Annotated in this window: 19 protein-coding genes; 7 read left to right on the forward strand and 12 right to left on the reverse strand. The window is 72.3% G+C overall.

Going from position 1 to position 16,858, the window contains the following annotated elements:
* Positions 1-36: 36 nt before the first annotated feature.
* Positions 37-396 carry a hypothetical protein gene (locus AB0N81_RS06070; protein ID WP_365356082.1) on the reverse strand — a complete coding sequence of 120 codons (360 nt, stop codon included), beginning with the start codon at positions 394-396 and terminating at the stop codon, positions 37-39.
* 106 nt (positions 397-502) lie between these two features.
* Here AB0N81_RS06070 and AB0N81_RS06075 point away from each other — a divergent pair, with 106 nt between their 5' ends.
* Positions 503-724 carry a DUF2277 domain-containing protein gene (locus AB0N81_RS06075; RefSeq protein ID WP_365356083.1) on the forward strand — a complete coding sequence of 74 codons (222 nt, stop codon included), beginning with the start codon at positions 503-505 and terminating at the stop codon, positions 722-724.
* Between the two features lie 105 nt (positions 725-829).
* Here the strand turns inward: AB0N81_RS06075 and AB0N81_RS06080 are convergent, their stop codons facing one another.
* From AB0N81_RS06080 to AB0N81_RS06100, 5 genes are all read right to left on the reverse strand, one after another.
* On the reverse strand, positions 830-1,453 hold the full coding sequence (locus AB0N81_RS06080) for a VTT domain-containing protein (RefSeq protein ID WP_365356084.1): 624 nt from the start codon (positions 1,451-1,453) through the stop codon (positions 830-832).
* 325 nt (positions 1,454-1,778) lie between these two features.
* Entirely contained in the window at positions 1,779-2,237 is a 459-nt protein-coding gene (locus tag AB0N81_RS06085; RefSeq protein WP_365356086.1) for a DoxX family protein, read from the reverse strand.
* Positions 2,238-2,316: 79 nt separating this feature from the next.
* Positions 2,317-4,206: an FAD/NAD(P)-binding protein gene (locus AB0N81_RS06090; protein WP_365356381.1), complete on the reverse strand. Its 1,890-nt coding sequence runs from the start codon at positions 4,204-4,206 to the stop codon at positions 2,317-2,319.
* A gap of 202 nt (positions 4,207-4,408) precedes the next feature.
* Positions 4,409-6,076 (reverse strand): alkaline phosphatase D family protein, encoded by a 1,668-nt coding sequence (locus AB0N81_RS06095; protein WP_365356088.1) that lies wholly within the window; start codon positions 6,074-6,076, stop codon positions 4,409-4,411.
* Positions 6,077-6,175: 99 nt separating this feature from the next.
* Entirely contained in the window at positions 6,176-6,829 is a 654-nt protein-coding gene (locus AB0N81_RS06100; RefSeq protein WP_365356090.1) for an HNH endonuclease family protein, read from the reverse strand.
* Between the two features lie 497 nt (positions 6,830-7,326).
* On the opposite strand from AB0N81_RS06100, the gene AB0N81_RS06105 reads away from it, so the two are divergent.
* Both AB0N81_RS06105 and AB0N81_RS06110 read left to right on the forward strand, forming a co-directional pair.
* A complete protein-coding gene (locus AB0N81_RS06105; RefSeq protein WP_365356091.1) occupies positions 7,327-7,905 on the forward strand; it encodes a TMEM165/GDT1 family protein in 579 nt (192 codons plus the stop codon).
* A gap of 212 nt (positions 7,906-8,117) precedes the next feature.
* Entirely contained in the window at positions 8,118-8,804 is a 687-nt protein-coding gene (locus AB0N81_RS06110; RefSeq protein WP_365356092.1) for an HAD-IA family hydrolase, read from the forward strand.
* Positions 8,805-8,950: 146 nt separating this feature from the next.
* On the opposite strand, the gene AB0N81_RS06115 is transcribed toward AB0N81_RS06110, so the two are convergent.
* Entirely contained in the window at positions 8,951-9,172 is a 222-nt protein-coding gene (locus tag AB0N81_RS06115) for a peptidoglycan-binding domain-containing protein (RefSeq protein WP_365356094.1), read from the reverse strand.
* Here AB0N81_RS06115 and AB0N81_RS06120 point away from each other — a divergent pair.
* Positions 9,150-9,524: a hypothetical protein gene (locus tag AB0N81_RS06120; protein ID WP_365356096.1), complete on the forward strand. Its 375-nt coding sequence runs from the start codon at positions 9,150-9,152 to the stop codon at positions 9,522-9,524. The genes AB0N81_RS06115 and AB0N81_RS06120 overlap by 23 nt on opposite strands.
* Before the next feature lie 743 nt (positions 9,525-10,267).
* Positions 10,268-12,334 (forward strand): MFS transporter, encoded by a 2,067-nt coding sequence (locus tag AB0N81_RS06125; protein ID WP_365356097.1) that lies wholly within the window; start codon positions 10,268-10,270, stop codon positions 12,332-12,334.
* Positions 12,335-12,465: 131 nt separating this feature from the next.
* Here AB0N81_RS06125 and AB0N81_RS06130 read toward each other — a convergent pair whose 3' ends face one another.
* The 4 genes from AB0N81_RS06130 to AB0N81_RS06145 form a co-directional block, all read right to left on the reverse strand.
* Positions 12,466-12,792: an antibiotic biosynthesis monooxygenase gene (locus AB0N81_RS06130; RefSeq protein ID WP_365356099.1), complete on the reverse strand. Its 327-nt coding sequence runs from the start codon at positions 12,790-12,792 to the stop codon at positions 12,466-12,468.
* A gap of 108 nt (positions 12,793-12,900) precedes the next feature.
* Positions 12,901-13,299, reverse strand: coding sequence for a hypothetical protein (locus tag AB0N81_RS06135; RefSeq protein WP_365356101.1), 399 nt, complete (start codon positions 13,297-13,299; stop codon positions 12,901-12,903).
* Positions 13,292-13,948, reverse strand: a complete 657-nt coding sequence (locus AB0N81_RS06140; protein ID WP_365356102.1) for a hypothetical protein — start codon at positions 13,946-13,948, stop codon at positions 13,292-13,294. The genes AB0N81_RS06135 and AB0N81_RS06140 overlap by 8 nt, the downstream gene beginning before the upstream one ends.
* 220 nt (positions 13,949-14,168) lie before the next feature.
* Positions 14,169-14,573, reverse strand: coding sequence for a DUF1992 domain-containing protein (locus AB0N81_RS06145; protein ID WP_365356104.1), 405 nt, complete (start codon positions 14,571-14,573; stop codon positions 14,169-14,171).
* Between the two features lie 113 nt (positions 14,574-14,686).
* Here AB0N81_RS06145 and AB0N81_RS06150 point away from each other — a divergent pair, with 113 nt between their 5' ends.
* Complete coding sequence (locus tag AB0N81_RS06150; protein WP_365356106.1) at positions 14,687-15,088, forward strand: hypothetical protein; 402 nt, start codon at positions 14,687-14,689, stop codon at positions 15,086-15,088.
* A gap of 32 nt (positions 15,089-15,120) precedes the next feature.
* Here the strand turns inward: AB0N81_RS06150 and AB0N81_RS06155 are convergent, their stop codons facing one another.
* Complete coding sequence (locus AB0N81_RS06155; RefSeq protein WP_365356107.1) at positions 15,121-15,798, reverse strand: O-methyltransferase; 678 nt, start codon at positions 15,796-15,798, stop codon at positions 15,121-15,123.
* Between the two features lie 183 nt (positions 15,799-15,981).
* Between AB0N81_RS06155 and AB0N81_RS06160 the strand changes: the two genes are divergently transcribed.
* On the forward strand, positions 15,982-16,854 hold the full coding sequence (locus AB0N81_RS06160; protein ID WP_365356383.1) for a serpin family protein: 873 nt from the start codon (positions 15,982-15,984) through the stop codon (positions 16,852-16,854).
* The last annotated feature ends 4 nt before the right edge of the window (positions 16,855-16,858 follow it).

A 16,858-nucleotide genomic window follows, 5' to 3' on the forward strand; every position in this document is an offset into this window, starting at 1 on the left:
GGCTGGTAGGGAGTCAACGCCCGCCGTCAGCGCGTGTCAATGGCTTGAGGGGGCGGAGTCGTCCGGCGTCTCGTGGACGTGCTTGAGGCGGGCCCGTGCGGCCACGACCTCCGGACCCGAGACCTGCTCCCAGTAGCGATGGCAGGTCACGAAGACCGCCAACTCCCGCTCCCTCTCCCGGAGTTTCTCGACTTCGGCCTGCTCGTCCGGGGTCCAGCCGGGAGAGGCGGGGCGTTCCGTTCTGCGCCAGCCGCCCGTGTCGCTGAAGCCGTCGAGCGGCTCGACCGACCAGGGCAGGCGTTTGAGTAGAGCCAGGAGCGCGGAGCGGACCTGGTGCAGTTCCTCCTGGCCGGCGAGGAGGTCGCTCGGGAAGTCATGGGCTGGGGTGGCAGGCACGCCGTAATGGTACTCCTGTTCGAATTACGTGTGCGAGTGATCCGGCCGACCGCCGACTCCTCTCATGGGGCGGACTCCTGTCATAGGGCGGTGGCAAGCTGGAAGCATGTGCCGAAGCATCAAGACGCTGCGTCCGCCCGCCATCCCGGAAGAGGCCACCGAGGAGGAGATCCGGGCCGCCGCGCTCCAGTACGTGCGCAAGGTCTCCGGCTTCCGTGCCCCGGCCGCGCACAACCGCGAGGTGTTCGACCGTGCCGTGGCCGCCGTGACGGAGGCGACGTCGGAGCTTCTTGCCGACCTGGAGGTACGCGGAGCGCGCGCGTCGTAAACAGGCGCGCGCGTCGTGACAGGCGTGCGCGTCGTAGCCGCCCCCAGCCCCCGCGTCAGGAACGCGCCGCGAGGCCGAGCCGCCGCCCGCGTCCCGCGCCCCGCGTTACGCCTCCGCCGTCCCCGGGCCCGGTCGCCGGACCAGGAAGGCGGCGCCCGCGCCTGCCGCGAAGAGGGCGAGGAGGGAGACGCCCGTGGCGAGCCACGTCGCGCCCAGCCACTGGCCGCCGAAGTAGCCGAGGGCGACGCTGTAGCCGGCCCAGGCCAGGCCGGCCAGGGCTGACCACGGGAGGAACTCGCGGAGCCTGCGGTGGGCCGCGCCTGCGCCGAGGGAGACGATCGAGCGGCCCGCGGGCGCGAAGCGCGCGATGACGACGAGGACGCCGCCGCCGCGGGCGAGCGCCGTACCGAGCCGTTCCTGGGCGCTGGTCAGGCGGCGGGAGCGGGCGATGGCGCGGTCGAGGCGTTCGCCGCCGCGCCAGGCCAGGCGGAAGGCGACCATGTCGCCGAGTACGGACGCGGTGGCCGCGCAGAGGGTGAGGACCAGGATGTCGGGGACGTTGTGCGGCACCTGCCCCGCCCCGGTGCCCGTCGCGGCGGCCGCCGTCGCCGACATGATGACGAGTACGCCGCTGGGCAGCACGGGCACGAAAACGTCGAACAGGACGGACAGGGCCACGACCGCGTAAATCCACGGACTGCCGGTCAACGCCCCCACACTCTCAAGCACCGTAACTCCCCGTTACTCCCCGATCGGCAGCGCGGTGCCGCTGTGTCGCGGAGAACGGCAGGGGCGGCCTGGTGACAGCTGTACAGCGTACGCCGCGTGTGGGGTGTGAGGTCCACGGGGGGTTTAGATGTTCCCTACGTCACGTTCACCCGGCTGCCTCCCTTGATGCGGCGTACCAAGGCTGACACCACGTGGACGGACGACGGCGCCCTCTGCCTCGTACGGACCGTACGTACGGAATGTACGTACGGAATGTGCGAGGCAGAGGGCGCCGCGAAGGCGTGCCACGTGGGGCAAGCGGGGTCCGGCGGGGGCGGTCAGGCGGTCAGGCCGCGACCGGCGCGCGCTTCGAGCCCTCGTTCTCCTCGTCGGCCCCGTTCCCGCCCCGCGAGGCGAAGAACCGGTCCAGGCCGAACGCGCCGGACCCGGTGAAGACGAGAAGCAGCATCGCCCAGCAGAAGATCGCCGCGGCCTCGCCGCCGTTCTCCATGGGCCACAGGGCCTCGGGCTGGTGGACCTTGAAGTAGGCGTAGGCCATCGAGCCGGACGAGACGAACGCGGCGGCACGGGTGCCGAGGCCCAGCAGGACCAGTGCGCCGCCGACGAGCTGGATGACGGCCGCATACCAGCCGGGCCAGGTGCCGGCGTCGATCGTGCCGCCGTCCGCCGCGCCGCCGAGGACGCCGAAGAGCGAGGCCGCTCCGTGGCAGGCGAAGAGCAGACCGATCACGATGCGGAACAGGCCCAGGGCATAGGGCTGAGCGCTGTTGAGACGTCCAGTCATGGTGGGGGACTCCTTCGGTTTGGGGACGGTAACCGAGCGGAGGCCCAAGATTAGGCGAACCTAATTAGTACTTGCAAGTTCAACATTCGGTCAGTCGGAGATTCCGCTTCGGCTCCGCCCGGGGCTCGCGAGGTGACTCATCGGCTCCGGCCGCCGTGCGCAGCGCGGCCCGCGCCACCGCGTCCGCGTCCGACAGCGTGACCGAGTCGACGCCGGGCCTGGCACCGGCGGCGGTCACCCAATGAACCCCTTCCGTGGGCACTCCGAACGCGAACCTGCGGACGTGGGAACGACCTTGACGGTCTATCAGGTGATAGGGGCGCGGTGTCACGTCCAGGCCTCCGGTTTCGTAGCCGTCGACCACATGGGGCCGGCACAGGCCATCCGCCATCAGCTGTCCGAGCAGCGCGTCACCGGTGCGGCGCAGGTCCGGCTCGGGCAGCCGGGCCTCGATCAGCGTGGTGACCCGAACGGCGGAGTCCGGTACGTCGGGGGAGTGGGCGAGGAACGCCCCGCCCACGGGCCGCACGGTCAGCCGCGGGCCCAGCACCTCCAGGACCCCCGCCTCGATCAGCGCCGCCATCTCCTCGATGCGCCGGCGCGGCGGGCCGATGGACAGGAAGGCGTTGAGGGGCGTGTACCAGCGGTCGAGGTGGTCGCGGCGCGAGGTGCCGGACAGGCCCCCGTGGTCGACGATGCCGCGCAGCTCGTTGCGCAGGTCGCGGAGCACGTCGAGCGCGGCCTTCAGCGGGCCCGCGACATTGCCGAGAGCCGCCTGCGCGGCGTCTTCGCGCAACCGGTCGAGGAGCCAGGAGCGGTGGGCGCGCGGCGAGGTGAAGGGGCGGTCGGGATGCGGCCTGGAGAGCCGGTCCCAGGACCAGCGGTCGGCCTCCGCGACGCCGAACGCGTCCAGCACGCGCGCCTCCTGCGGGCTCCGGTGACCGGTGGCGAGAAACCGCCCCCGGAAGTCACTCGCCTCCGCCGGGCCGCCGCTGTGGCCCGCGAGCAGCGCCGCGTAATAGACCGTCTCCACCTCCTTCGCGATCAACGGCCATATCTCGTCGAGGAAGTCGGGGGCGTCACCGCTGTCGGCGCGCTTGCGGAAGCGGGCCACGACGTCGGCGGTCAGGACGGCGGGCTCGTGCCGCCCGTACGGCCCCTTCGCGTTGTCACCGCGCGCCTGGTACGGGACGCCGCGTCGCGATCCCGCGTACAGCCGCGGCTCGTGGCCCGAGGGTTCGTAGCGCAGCGCGCCGCCGGGCGTCCGCACGTACCGGCCGCCGCGGCCGTCGGTCAGCAGCGCCATGTGGTCGAAGAAGTTGAGGCCGAGCCCGCGCAGCAGCACCCGCTCGCCGGGGGCGATGGCGGACAGGTCCAGGTCGGCGGGGTTGGCGGGCGGGAAGTGGCGCAGGCCGTGCCGCCGCGCGTGGTCCGCCAGGCGCCGCTGCTCCGGTTCGCCGTCCGTCGGCACATGGCCCTGCGCGAGCACGACGGCCGAGAGGCCGGACAGTTCGCGGCCGTTGTCCAGTACGAGGGTCTGCAGTCCGTCGGCCGTCTCGGCCAGGCGCACCGCGCGCGCCGCGTGGACCTGGACCCGGACCGCGTCGGGGGCGCCACGGACCGCTTCGGTGAAGACCCACTCCAGGTAGCGGCCGTAACAGGCACGGGTCGGATAGTCGTCGGGCCCGAGCCCCGGTTCGTGCCCGGCGGCCGCCCATTCGTACAGGCTCGGCCCCGGCCGTATCGGCCCCGAGCAGTCGACGCTGTCGTCCGTGAAGAGGGTCACCTGGGACGCGACGGTGTTCATCAGGAGCCCGGCGGGCTGTGCCGTGCGCCAGACGCGGCCCGCGCCCGGCGGGGCGGGGTCGACGACATGGACCGTCAGTCGCGCTCCGGGTGCGAGCAGTTCGGGCGCCGACGCGCAGAGCCGTTCGAACACGCTGGTGCCGCGAGGGCCCGCGCCGACCAGGGCGAGGGTGGACGCGGCCGGTGCGGACCGGTGCGGTGCGGGTGGGAGCGGCGCGGGGACAGGTGCAGACAAAAGCGTGACTCCCGGGGCATAGAGAACGCTGGAACCGGACGGTCCGCATCATCATGCCGTCGGGGACCCGAATGCCGAACCCCTGACGGAAGATCCGCTTCCGCCGGCCTTCACGCGAACCGGACCACCCTCACGAAAGCCGCGTCTCCTCCGCCGTCTCCAGGCGTACGCCCCCGCCGCGCACCGCCCGCGCCTGGTCGAGCCGGAGCCGCGCCGAACGGCCCCGCAGCGTCAGCGTCATGAGCTGGTTGCCGAACCAGGGCCCGCCCGTCCTGCGCCAGTCGATGCCCGCCTGCGTCACCCCGCCGTGCCGCGCGAAGCGCCGTCCGAGGGCGCGCCCCACCCGGCTCCACCCGAAGCGGAATCCGAGCCTGATCGAGGCCGGGATGGAGTTGTGGACGGGCGAGCAGGTCAGCTGGAGGACCCGGGCGGCGGGTCCGTCGCCCGACGGCCAGCTCGGCTCGGCGATGTAGGCGTGATGGACGTCTCCGGAGAGCACGCACACCGTCGCGGGTGCCCGCGAGCCCGAACCCGCCTGCGTGATCAGTGCCGTGAGCGCTTCGAACGAGCTGGGGAAGGCGGCCCAGTGCTCCAGGTCCGAGCGTCTTCGCAGGTTCTCGCCGAAGCGGGCCCAGCGTTCGCCGCGCTCGCCGCGGCACAGCGCGGCGTTCCACCCCTCGGCGTCGTGGATGAGGTGGGGAAGGAGCCAGGGCAGGGAGGTGCCGATGAGGAGGTGGTCGTACGCGCCCGGATCGGCGAGCGCCTGTTCGCGCAGCCAGCCGGCCTCGTCGGCGTCGAGCATGGAGCGCCGGCCCTCTTCGAGGACGCGGGCGGCGCGGGTGTCGACCATCAGCAGGCGTACGCGGCCGAAGTCCCGCCGGTAGCTCCAGCGGGCGCTCTTCGCGTCCGCGTCGGCCGCGGCGGCGAAGGCGCGCAGCGCGTCCGTGCCGTCCGGGGTGGCGCACACGGAGGCGTAGACGTCGTCGTGTGCCAGCTCCTCGGGGCGGAGGTTGCCGAGGTGCTGGTGCACCCAGTACGACATCAGGCCGCTCAGGATGCGCTCGCGCCACCAGGGAGTGGTCCGCATCTCGGCGAGCCAGGCCGCACTGGTGTTCCAGTCGTCGATGACGTCGTGGTCGTCGAAGATCATGCAGCTGGGGACGGTCGACAGGAGCCAGCGGACCTCCGGGTCGAGCCAGGATTCGTAGTAGAGGTGGGCGTACTCCTCGTAGTCCGCGACCTGCGCGCCCGGGGGATCGGCCAGGTCCCGGCGGGCGGCGAGCCAGCGCTGGGTGGCCTTGGAGGTCTGGTCCGCGTACACCTGGTCGCCCAGGAGCAGCAGGACGTCCGGGCGCTCGGCGGCCGGGTCGGCGGCGATGCGGGCGGCGAGGGTGTCCAGGGCGTCGGGGCCCACGGGGTCGTGCTCGCCGGACGGCGGCGCGGCCCACCGGCAGGAGCCGAAGGTGACGCGCAGCTCGTCGGCGTGCGCCTCGCCGGACTCCGACGGCGTGTGGATGGTGCTCGCGGGAAAGGGCGAATCGGGCAGCGGCCAGACGGCCGCCCGAGCCCGCGCGCTGTCGCCGAGCCACACCTCGTACGCCGTCTCCGTGCCGGGGGTCAGGCCGGTGACCGGGACGAGTGCGTAGTGGTGGCCCGCGACCTGGAAGGTCCGTGCCGTGCCGCGCGCGCCGTCCGTGCAGCGCACTTCGGCGGTGCAGGGCCCGTCGGTCTCGACCCAGACGGTCGCCGTGGAACCGTCGACGTATCTCAGCAGTGGACCCAGGCGCAGCCGTGCCACAGGTGATCACCTTCCTCCGTCGCCCCGTACGGTACGGAACGACGGAGGAGGGCGGGCCGGTTCCGGGTCAACCCGTCGGACCCGTCCGGCCGCCGGTGATCAGCAGCCGCTGAGGATCGAGGAGAGGGCGCTCTTCTCCTCGGTGTTCACCGTCAGCTTGTAGTGGTGCTTCACGTCCACCCACATCCGGGCGTAGAAGCAGTGGTACGAGGTGGTGGGCGGCAGCCACTCCGCCGGGTCCTGGTCGCCCTTGGCCTGGTTCACGTTGTCCGTGACGGCGATCAGCTGGGGCTGGGACAGGTCGTTGGCGAAGCCCTGGCGCTGCGCGGTGGTCCAGCCGTTCGCGCCGGACTTCCACGCCTCGGAGAGCGGCACGACGTGGTCGATGTCGACGTCGGACGCGGCGGTCCAGGTGCCGCCGTCGTAGGGGGACTTCCAGGTGCCGGAGGTGGCGGCGCAGCTGGAGTCCTGCTCGACGTTCGTGCCGTCGCGCTTGAGGACGACCTCACGGGTGTTGCAGGCGCCGGACTGCGTGCTCCAGTGCGGGAACTTGTCGCGGCTGTAGCCGTCGGAGGAGCCCTCGGCCTTGACGGTGAGCTCGCCGAGGTAGGTGCGGGCCGTGGCGGCGCTGACCGGGGCCGGGGGAGCGGCCTGGGCGGGCGTGCCGGTGAAGAGGGTGGCGGCGGTGGCCAGGACGACGGCCGCGGCGGCGAAGGCGGGCCGGGTGTGTCGACGCGCGTAGACAGCGGACATGCGAACTCCCTTGGTGTGGGGGGCAGTTGACCGGTGGGGCGGTCATGGTTGCGTGCGGGGGTTACGTGCGGATGTGCGTCTAGTGACAGGGTCGCGTCAAGGGGGTGCCGACTTCAAGGGTTCTGGCGTGGCGTCAAGTGCATTGGGTGGGACGGAAGTTGCATTCCGGCGCATTTCCGTGATCCGGATCACTCCGGCGCGGACCGAAAGGCCCTGGTTGCGGGCCGTGCGCCGTCCCGTACGATGGGCGGCGCAGAAGGGGAGTAGCTCTTCGCCGGACCGTCGACATACTGCTCAGCTCGTCTGAGCCGGCGCCCGGAGGCAGGCCCCATGGGGCAGGCCAGCGAGACCTTCGGCAAGCAGTGCCCGGCGTACGCGATTCGTGTACGTCCGGACGCCCACATCCGTGTGCGTCCGTGTGCGCTGCCGTGCCGAGGTGTCGTACGCGAAACGGTGGAACACTCTCGGTGGGGCAGCCCCGACCGATTGAGGAACCCTTGATCAGCATCAGCGTGACGGCGCTCGTCTTCGGCGTCGTCTTCCTTGCCGAGTTGCCGGACAAGACGGCGCTTGCCGGACTCGTCCTCGGCACGCGCTACCGCGCCTCCTACGTCTTCGCCGGTGTCGCGGCCGCCTTCGCCGTCCACGTGGTCCTCGCCGTCGCGGCGGGCAGCGTCCTGACCCTGCTGCCGCAGCAGCTGGTCCACGCGCTGACGGGCGTCCTCTTCCTCGGCGGCGCGGCGATGCTGCTGCTCAAGGGCGGCGACGACGAGGAAGAGGTCAGGCAGCCCGGGGACCAGAGCTTCTGGAAGGTCTCCGGGGCGGGCTTCATGCTGATCCTGGTCGCCGAGTTCGGCGATCTGACGCAGATCATGACCGCGAACCTGGCAGCCCGCTACGACGACCCCCTCTCCGTCGGCCTCGGCGCGGTGCTCGCGCTCTGGGCGGTCGCGGGTCTCGGTATCGTCGGCGGAAAGGCACTGATGAAGCGGGTGCCGCTGGCGCTCATCACGAAGATCGCGGCGCTGCTGATGCTGGGGCTCGGCGTATGGAGCCTGTACGAGGCCATTGCGTGAGGGCGCCCCTTCGGGGGGCGATCGGGGGCGGTATCTGTTACGGGTCTCAGCTGGTCTGTTTTGGGGGTCTTGACCGGTCTGACCTGCGGCGTTGGCTTTTGTGGCCCGCGTTTTGTACCGTGCAGGAACAAAGTGGCTCCGCCCGTACTCCCTGACCGGCGGGCGGGGCTGCCTTGATTCTTCCGCCGCCTCTGCGCTCTGGAGCACTCCCGATGACGGCAACGACCGCCGACCTTGTCGCACCCGTTCTGACCGCCCGGGCCGTTCTCCTCGACATGGACGGCACCCTCGTGAACTCCGACGCGGTCGTCGAGCGCTGCTGGCAACGCTGGTCCGCGCGGCACGGGCTCGACTTCGACGAGGTCATCAAGGTCGTCCACGGCCGGCAGGGCTACGCGTCCATGGCGGTGCTGCTCCCCGAGCGGCCCATGGAGGAGAACTACGCGGAGAACCGCGAGATGCTCGCCGCGGAGACCGCCGACATGGACGGTGTCGTACCCGTGCCCGGCGCGCCCGCGTTCATGGCCGCGCTGGCCTCCCTCGGCCTGCCGCACGCGCTCGTGACCTCCGCCGACGTGCCCCTGTCCACCGGCCGGATGGCCGCGGCCGGGCTCGCGCTGCCCGACGTACGGGTGACCGCGGAGAGCGTCGGCGCGAGCAAGCCGGACCCCGAGGGGTTCCTCAAGGGAGCGGCGGCGCTCGGTTTCGAACCGGCGGACTGCGTGGTCTTCGAGGACTCCGAGGCAGGCATACGCGCCGGTCGCGCGGCCGGCATGCGGGTCGTGGGCGTAGGCTCCCGGGCCGCCGAATTCGACCCCACGGTGCATGTCCAGGACCTGACGGGCGTGGGCGTCGCGGACGCGGGGGACGGGTCGATCCGGCTCACCTTCGGCGGCTGATCCCGGCTGATCCCGGCTGATCCCGGCTGATCTTCGACTGATCTCCGGCTGCTCTGCGACGGGCCCGCGGCTGCTCTGCGACGGGCCCGCGACGGATCTGCCACGGGCCCGCGACGGATCTGCCACGGGCCTGCCACGGGCCTGCTTCAGGGCTCCGACGTCTCCGACTCCAGGCTGCGGCGGGTTTCCCGGCCGTACACGCCCTGAGCGTCGTCCGTGAGGCCTCGGGCCCACTGGTAACGGGCCACCGCGTCGGTGACGCGCGATGTGTAGGAGCCGTCCCGCTCACCCACGTACAGATAGAGCTGTGCGAGCCGGCCCTGCAGCTCAGCGACGCGCGGCCCCTTGTCCCCCTCCCGCAGCGTCACGTCGGGCGCCCTGCGGGACGGTGACGACGACGGCCGACCGACCGATCCCGTCGCGCTCGCCGTGGAGGGCGGACGCGACGACGGGGACGAGGAGGGCGACGGCGCCGAGCGGGTGGGCGAGGGAGGCGGTTCCGCGACGCTCGGCGTGGCGGAGGGTGCCCGTGGGGTGGAGGTGGGCCGCTGCGCGGAGGGCGGCGCGGGTTTCGTCGGGTCCGCGTACGCCGATACCGGGTCGCCCGGCAGCGCCCGGTCCCTCGTCGGCCTGTCCGATGCCGACGAGAGGAGCCCCATCGCGAAGACGGTGGCGGCCGTGAGGGCGGCCGCGGCGCCGGCCCCGGCGAGTATCGCGTAGCGGCGGTTGCGGGCGGAGGGCTTGCGGGGCATCGCGGGATCGGGCCCGGGGTCGGGGTCGGGCCCGGGATCGGGCTCGGGCTCGGGCTCGGGCGTGGGGTGTGATCGCTCCGGGTGTGCGCCTGGGGCTGCGTCTTCCCCGGTGCCCCTGGCGGGGGCGAGTGCGGGGGCCGGTGCGGGCATGGGTGTGGGTGCGGGTGCGGCCGTGTCCGGGTCCGGCAGCGATACGTAGGGACGTATTCGTAGCGGGTCGAAATCCTCGGCGGCGGCTGCCGCGGCCGAGCGGGCGCGGGTCCGGTCACTCGCGTCTACGGCGTCTACGGCGTCTACGGCGGCGTCTACGGCGTCCAGGGCGCTTACCGCGCCCGCCTCACCGACCGTGCCCGCCTCGGCTGCCCCACCAGCCGTGTTCGCCTCCTCGCCCGTACGAGGGCCGCAACCGCACCCCGAGGTGGCCTCCGCCTCGCCCCGCGCATCTCCGCACCCCGGGCACCCCGGGCACCCCCGAGCCTCCCGCTCCCCACCCCGTTCGTCCTGTCGCCCGCCCTGTCGTTCGTCCCGTCCGGCCACCGGCCGTTCCTCCCCTCCCTGTGCCCCGTTCGTCCCGCCCGCCCCGAGAGCTCCAGCGATTATGCAGAGCCGGGCTTCAACAGGCCATAACGGGAGACACGCACCAGGATGGAAAGGGAAGGCCGCAGCGGACCCGGCGGTCCGGGCGGTCGCAGCGGACCCCAGGAGGTGTCCATGTCGCATGACGTCAGCGCCCACCCCGCGGGGGAGGGCCCCGGCCCGGCCCCGGCCCACGTCGGCAACGGGCATCCCTCCGGAAACGTACTGGTCTCCATCGGCGCGCTGCTGCTCGGCATGCTCCTCGCCGCCCTCGACCAGACCATCGTCTCCACCGCCCTCCCGACGATCGTCAGCGAGCTCGGGGGCATGGACCACCTGTCCTGGGTCGTCACCGCGTACATGCTGGCCGCGACGGCCGCGACCCCGCTGTGGGGCAAACTCGGCGACCAGTACGGCCGCAAGAAGCTGTTCCAGACCGCGATCGTGATCTTCCTGGTCGGCTCGGCGCTGTGCGGCATGGCGCAGAACATGCCGCAGCTCATCGGGTTCCGCGCGTTGCAGGGCCTCGGCGGCGGCGGGCTCATGGTGCTGTCCATGGCGATCGTCGGAGACCTCGTGTCACCGCGCGAACGCGGCAAGTACCAGGGCCTGTTCGGGGCGGTCTTCGGCGCGACCAGCGTGCTCGGCCCGCTGCTCGGCGGGCTCTTCACCGAGCATCTCAGCTGGCGCTGGGTCTTCTACATCAACCTCCCCATCGGCGTGATCGCGCTCGCCGTCATCGCCACGACGCTGCACATCCCGGCGCGCGGGACCCGGCACACCATCGACTACCTCGGCACGTTCCTCATCGCGTCCGTCGCGACCTGCCTGGTCCTGGTCGCCTCGCTCGGCGGCACCACGTGGGCCTGGGGCTCACCGCAGATCATCGGGCTCGCGGTGCTCGGCGCGGTCCTGGCCGTGGCCTTCGTGGCGGTGGAGCGCAGGGCCGCGGAGCCGGTGCTGCCGCTGAAGCTGTTCCGCGTCCGCACCTTCACGCTCTCCGCCGTCATCAGCTTCATCGTGGGCTTCGCGATGTTCGGGGCGATGACCTATCTGCCGACGTTCTTGCAGGTCGTGCAGGGGGTATCGCCGACCATGTCGGGCGTGCACATGCTGCCGATGGTGGCCGGCATGCTCCTGTCGACAACCGCCTCCGGGCAGATCGTCAGCCGCACGGGCCGCTGGAAGGTCTTCCCCGTCGCGGGCACGGCAGTCACCACGCTGGGCCTGCTCCTGCTCCACCAGCTGAACGAGAACAGCGGCACCGGCGAGATGAGCGCGTACTTCTTCGTCTTCGGCCTGGGCCTCGGCCTGGTCATGCAGGTCCTCGTCCTCATCGTGCAGAACGCGGTCAGCTACGAGGACCTGGGCGTCGCCACGTCGGGCGCCACGTTCTTCCGCTCCATCGGCGCCTCCTTCGGCGTCGCGATCTTCGGCACGATCTTCACCAACCGGCTCGGCGACAAGCTGACCGACGCCCTGGCCGGGCAGCCACTGCCGCCCGGCGTGAGCGTGGGCGCCCTGGAGGCCGACCCGCGGGGCATCGCGCGGCTCCCCGCCGACCTGCGTCCCAGGGCCCTGCACGCGTATGCCTCGTCGATCACCGATGTCTTCCTCTACGCGGCGCCGGTCGCCCTGGCCGCCTTCGTCCTCGCCTGGTTCCTGCGTGAGGACAAGCTGCGCGCCTCGGTCACGGCACCCGATCCGACCCAGACGCTGGCGAGCAACCCCGTGCAGCGTTCGTCGTACGACGAGTGCGCGCGGGCCCTCTCGGTGCTCGGGACGCGCGAAGGGCGGCGCGCGGTCTACGAGCGGATCACGGAACGGGCCGGCCACGACCTGCTGCCCGCGTCGAGCTGGCTGCTCCTGCGCATCGCCCGGCACGGCACCGTCGAGCCCGGCGTGCTCGCCGAGCGCACCACGGTGCCGCTGACCGTCATCACGGCGGCCGCCCGGCAGGTCGAGGAGCGCCGCCTGGCCGAACGGCGGGGCCTGGAGATGGTCCTCACCGACCGCGGCCACGAGGTCGCGGCCGAACTGGCCACGGCCCGCGAGGAGTCCCTGTCCGAACTGCTCGGCGACTGGTGGGGCCCCCACCGCCCCACCGACCTGGCCCAGCTGGTGAAGGAACTCAGCGCGGAACTGTGCGGCTCGGAGTCGGAGCGGCCGCATACGGGCGCGACGGTGGTACGGGCGGCGTGACGACGTGACAGTGGGCTGAGGCCCGCCCCGCTATGGGGACGGGCCTCAGCCCACTGGCCGGTCTGCCGCCCACGAGCCGAGGAGCCGAGGAGCCGACGAGCCGACGAGCCGTCGGCAGGAGCGCAGGAGCTCTACGCGCCCTTGGGCGCGGCCTGCTGGACGACCTCGAAGGACCACACCGTGGACCCGCTGGCGGCGGGCTTGGGGCGCTCGCCGCCCTCACCGCCGCCCTGGTGCGCGGCCTTCATGGGGCCCTCCATCCACGCCTGGAAGGAGGCCTCGTCGCGCCAGCGGGTGTAGACGAGGTACTGGTCCGTGCCTTCGATGGGGCGCAGGAGCTCGAACCACTCGAAGCCGTCCGAGCTCTCCACCGCGCCCGCGCGGGAGGCGAAGCGCTTTTCAAGGATCTCGCGCTGTTCTTCGGGGACGGTGAGGGCGTTGATCTTCACGATGCTCATGCCGCCATCCTGCCGTACCCGCGTGTCGGGGCGGCGTGAGCATCGGTTGATGTCAGGCCGTGGTGACCGTGGTGGTCGTGGTGGCCGTGGTGGTCGTGGCGGCGTGGCTCACAGACGCAGCAGGCGTTCCGCCGTTTCGCGGTAGTCGCGCAGGGCCAGGCGGAGTTGTTCCGTGTCGCCGGTGGAGGGGCGGGAACCGGGGGAGCCGGTGGGGGGCTGGGCGGTGGCGGTGCCGGTGGTGGGCCGTGTGCCGGTGGGCGCGGGGGCCTCGGTGATCGCGGGGTCGGCCGGTGCGCCCTCCGCCGGGAGGGACTGCCACGTGGTGCGCAGAGTGCGGCGGCGCTCCTCGAGCATGTGCGTCAGGTCGGCGATCGTCTCCTCCAGGACGCGGTCGGCGCTCTCGACGGCGGCTCGCGGCTCGTCGACGAAGCCGTTGACGGCGTTCTGGAGGCGCAGCGTCAGCTTGTCGCGTGCGTCGGGCGGAAAGAGAGCGGTCCCGTCAGCCATGCTGGACTCCCTTGTGAGTGATGCCGGTCGAGCGCTTGTGGGTGCCGTGCCTGCCGTCGTGGGTGGCGCCGGCGTCGGTGTGCTGCTCCGCCACGAGGGCGTCGAACAGGGCCCGCGCCTCGATCATGGCCGCGCGCAGCTCCTCGGTGGCGGCCGCGTTCTCCTGGTGCTCCGGGGTGGTGCCCGGCGTTTCGAGCGCCGCGCGGTGCACCTTGCGGTAGCCGTGTACGTGGTGGGCGTGGTGCACGGAGAGCGCGTCGACCTGGTCCTCGTAGTGGCCCGCGTCGGGGAACCCGCGGGCTCCGGCCAGCTCGGCGATGAGCCGGTCGGCCTCGGCCACGGCCTCGCGGGGGGAGTCGACGAAGCGTTCCTGGGCGACGGTCCAGCGGGCGGTGTACTGCTCGCGGGCGGCGGGCTCCAACGGCCGCGTACGCAGGGAACCGTGCCGCTTCACACGCTCGCCGAGGTCGCGTTCGGCGGCCTTGGTGTCGCCGTCGTGCCGGGCGACGGCGCGGTCGTACTCGGGTCCGAAGCGGCGCCTGAGGCCGCGTCCGCCCGCGCCCTGCCGCTTACGGCTCAGCACGGCGGCAGCGGCGGCGACGAGGACGACGGCGACCACGATCAGAACGATGATCATGACTGTGGACATGGGTGGGTGCCCTTTTCGGCTCGGGGATCGGCCTGGGGCGCGAGGCCCGGTGGGGCCTCGACACCCGTTCCCCGAGTCGAGTTGCCCGGAATCGGTCCCCCAAACGGGCCGGGCGGCCACCGAACGGGCCGGGGAGCACCGAACGCGCTGCCCATGCGCGCGAGTTGTTCAGGCCTCTTGTCCAGCCCTCTCGTCCAGTCCTCGTGTTCAGTCCTCGTGTTCAGTCCTCGTGGCGTTCGCGCCAGTCGCGGGCCAGCTCGTCCACGTCGTAGGGGGTCAGGCCGAGCGGGGGTCCCGGAGGCGGGGTGCGCAGGGCCTCGCGGATCTTCTCGTTGAGTTCCGTCACGAGCCTGCGCGCCACGCGTTCGGACGGCGCTTCGGCGGCCGCGGCCAGCGTGTCCTCGGCCTCCTTGCGCAGGGCGAGCGTGGGCGACAGATAGGAGAGGCCCTCGCGGGCCATCTTCCGCTTGACCCACCACATTTCGTCGTACGTGGGGTCGGGTCCCTCGGGGAGCGGTTTGCCCTTGCCGGGCAGGGCGGCGAAGTCCCCGCGTTCCTCCGCCTCACGGATCTGCCGGTCGACCCAGGACTCGAAGTCGACTCCAGGTGGCTTGCGCTCAGTCATGGATCGATTGTCCCAGGAGGGTCGTGCGCCCGCCCGGCGGGGCATTTAGGATGCGGCAGCGCGCGACACGCCAACCCTGCTCGCGCCGCCCCGAGTTGAAGGAGCGTACCCACGTGCTGGAGCTGACCATGGCCTCGGTGTCCGGGGCGGACGCGGACGCGGGCGCCACCGCGGGCATGCTCATGGCCGAGGCGCCGAGCGAGCCGGGAGCGGTGCTGCGCGTGGGGCGCGACAGGAGCGTGTGCCGCCTCGTGACGCCCGACGACTGGCTGTTCGTGTCCCGTACGCACCTGGAGTTCCGCTGCGGGCCCGACGGGGCCTGGAACGTCAGCTGGCTGCGCGGCTCGAACGCCGACCCGGCCTCCGAGGTGCGGCTGGTGGTCTCCGGGGGCACGGCGCTGCCCCTCTCCTACGGAGGAGCCGCGCCGCTGTCCCGGGGCGGCTCCGGCGAGGTCGTCATCCAGGACAGGTGGGGGCCGCGGAGCGTGAACATCGGCTACTACCACGAGGGTTGAGGTTCTCCCGGTCGAGGCGAACCCTCTCTGCGTCAGGCGAGTACGCGGGCCAGCGCGAAGCCGTCGTACCCCTTGGTGCCCACCGTCTGTACGGCCGTGCCGTCCAACTTGGGGTGCTCCGCGATGAGTTCGAGTGCGGCGCGGGTGCCCAGGACGGCCGGGTCGGTGCTGGTGGCGTCGGTGACGGCGCCGCCCCGGACGACGTTGTCGAGGACGATCAGGCTGCCGGGGCGGGTCAGTTGGAGCGACCACTCCACGTAGTGCGCGTTGTTGACCTTGTCCGCGTCGATGAAGACGAGGTCGAACGGCTCGGGGCGTGCGGCGTGTTCGGCGCCGAGTGCGGTGAGCGAGTCGAGGGCGGGGCCGACGCGCACCTCGACGAGCTTGTCGAGCCCGGCGCGGGCGAGGTTGCCGCGGGCCACGGCGGCGTGCTCGGGGCTGTATTCGAGGGTGACGAGGCGGCCGTCGGCGGGCAGGGCGCGGGCCAGCCAGATGGTGCTGTAACCGCCGAGGGTGCCGATCTCCAGGATGCGGCGGGCGCCCTGGAGCCGGGCGAGGAGGTGGAGCAGCTTGCCCTGGTTCGGGGCAACGCCGATCTGCGGCAGGCCGGCCGCGTCGCTGTCGTGCAGGGCGGCGGTCAGGGCCTCGTCGTCGGGGGTGAGGAGGCCGGTGAAGTAGTCGTCGACGGAGTCCCATTGCTGCTGGTTCATGTGACTCGTACGTTCCCTTCGGCTGGCTAGTTAGTTTTGCTAAGGAGCCTACGGCGGGTGAAGGGCGTTGTCAGTGGGGGCTCGCATACTGGGTGCAGAAGATCGTCGGGCGAGCGGCGTACGGGGAGATGAGTGATGTACGGGTGAGTGGTGCGCGGGTTCGCCGAACGGTGGCTGACCGAGATGCAGCGGTCGGCCGAAAGCGACGGCGGTTCGGGTGACTTCGTGTGCTCGCCCGCGGGCATGTGGCTCGCCCTGGCCTCCGTCGCGGCGGGCGCCCGCCGGCAAACCGCCGACGAGCTGCGGGAGTTGCTCGGTGTCGCCGAGGGTGAGGCCGCCCGTGCGGTGACCGACGGCGCGCGTGCGCTCGCCGGCACGGACGCGCTGGGCGTCGCCACGCGCGTGTGGAGCCGGGTGCCGGTCCTCCGGGAGTACGAGGAAGCGCTCCCCGACATCGGCTTCGGGCCCCTGGACCCGGATGCCGCCGACGCGTGGGTGCGGGAGGCCACGGACGGCATGATCGAGCGTCTGCCCGTGGTCGTCACTCCGGACACGCTGCTTCTGCTGGTCAACGCGCTGGTGCTGAAAGCACGCTGGGAGGACCCCTTCGAGGGGGCGGCCACGCGGGATGCGTGGGTGGTGGACGTGGGTGTGGGTGCAGGTGGGGGACTGGGTGTGGGTGTAGGGGCTCGTGTCGTCGAGATGCGGTGTGCCGGGCGTGGTGGGCTGCCTCCCGTGCGGGTCCGCTTCGTCCTGGGGGAGCCGGGGGCCGGGCCCGCCGCCGTGCTGCCCCTGGCCTGGGCACCACGCGAGCGGCGGTCGGCGATCGACGCCGAGCAGATATCCATGGCTCTGCCCCGCCTCTCGCTCCGCACGCGGACCGACGCGGCCGACTTCTCCGGGATGTCACCCAGCCCCGCCCCTTCCCGAAACCGGGGGCAGGCCCCCGGGCCCCCGCCGCGTGGCTCGGTCTCCTGGGGCTCCGCCCCAGACCCCGCTCCTCAAACGCCGGAGGGGCTGAATTACCTGCCCCTAGGGCGCCGGAGGAGGGGCTGAATGT

Origin of the sequence: Streptomyces sp. NPDC093510, from assembly GCF_040683555.1 — a bacterium.
In the GTDB taxonomy this organism is placed as follows: domain Bacteria; phylum Actinomycetota; class Actinomycetes; order Streptomycetales; family Streptomycetaceae; genus Streptomyces.

Excerpts from the sequence above, each read along its gene's own strand:
- AB0N81_RS06075 (WP_365356083.1), top strand. The coding sequence starts at position 503 with ATGTGCCGAAGCATCAAGACGCTGCGTCCGCCCGCCATCCCGGAAGAG.
- AB0N81_RS06085 (WP_365356086.1), bottom strand. The coding sequence starts at position 2,237 with ATGACTGGACGTCTCAACAGCGCTCAGCCCTATGCCCTGGGCCTGTTC.
- AB0N81_RS06100 (WP_365356090.1), bottom strand. The coding sequence starts at position 6,829 with ATGTCCGCTGTCTACGCGCGTCGACACACCCGGCCCGCCTTCGCCGCC.
- AB0N81_RS06110 (WP_365356092.1), top strand. The coding sequence starts at position 8,118 with ATGACGGCAACGACCGCCGACCTTGTCGCACCCGTTCTGACCGCCCGG.
- AB0N81_RS06125 (WP_365356097.1), top strand. The coding sequence starts at position 10,268 with ATGTCGCATGACGTCAGCGCCCACCCCGCGGGGGAGGGCCCCGGCCCG.
- AB0N81_RS06130 (WP_365356099.1), bottom strand. The coding sequence starts at position 12,792 with ATGAGCATCGTGAAGATCAACGCCCTCACCGTCCCCGAAGAACAGCGC.
- AB0N81_RS06135 (WP_365356101.1), bottom strand. The coding sequence starts at position 13,299 with ATGGCTGACGGGACCGCTCTCTTTCCGCCCGACGCACGCGACAAGCTG.
- AB0N81_RS06140 (WP_365356102.1), bottom strand. The coding sequence starts at position 13,948 with ATGTCCACAGTCATGATCATCGTTCTGATCGTGGTCGCCGTCGTCCTC.
- AB0N81_RS06145 (WP_365356104.1), bottom strand. The coding sequence starts at position 14,573 with ATGACTGAGCGCAAGCCACCTGGAGTCGACTTCGAGTCCTGGGTCGAC.
- AB0N81_RS06155 (WP_365356107.1), bottom strand. The coding sequence starts at position 15,798 with ATGAACCAGCAGCAATGGGACTCCGTCGACGACTACTTCACCGGCCTC.
- AB0N81_RS06160 (WP_365356383.1), top strand. The coding sequence starts at position 15,982 with ATGCAGCGGTCGGCCGAAAGCGACGGCGGTTCGGGTGACTTCGTGTGC.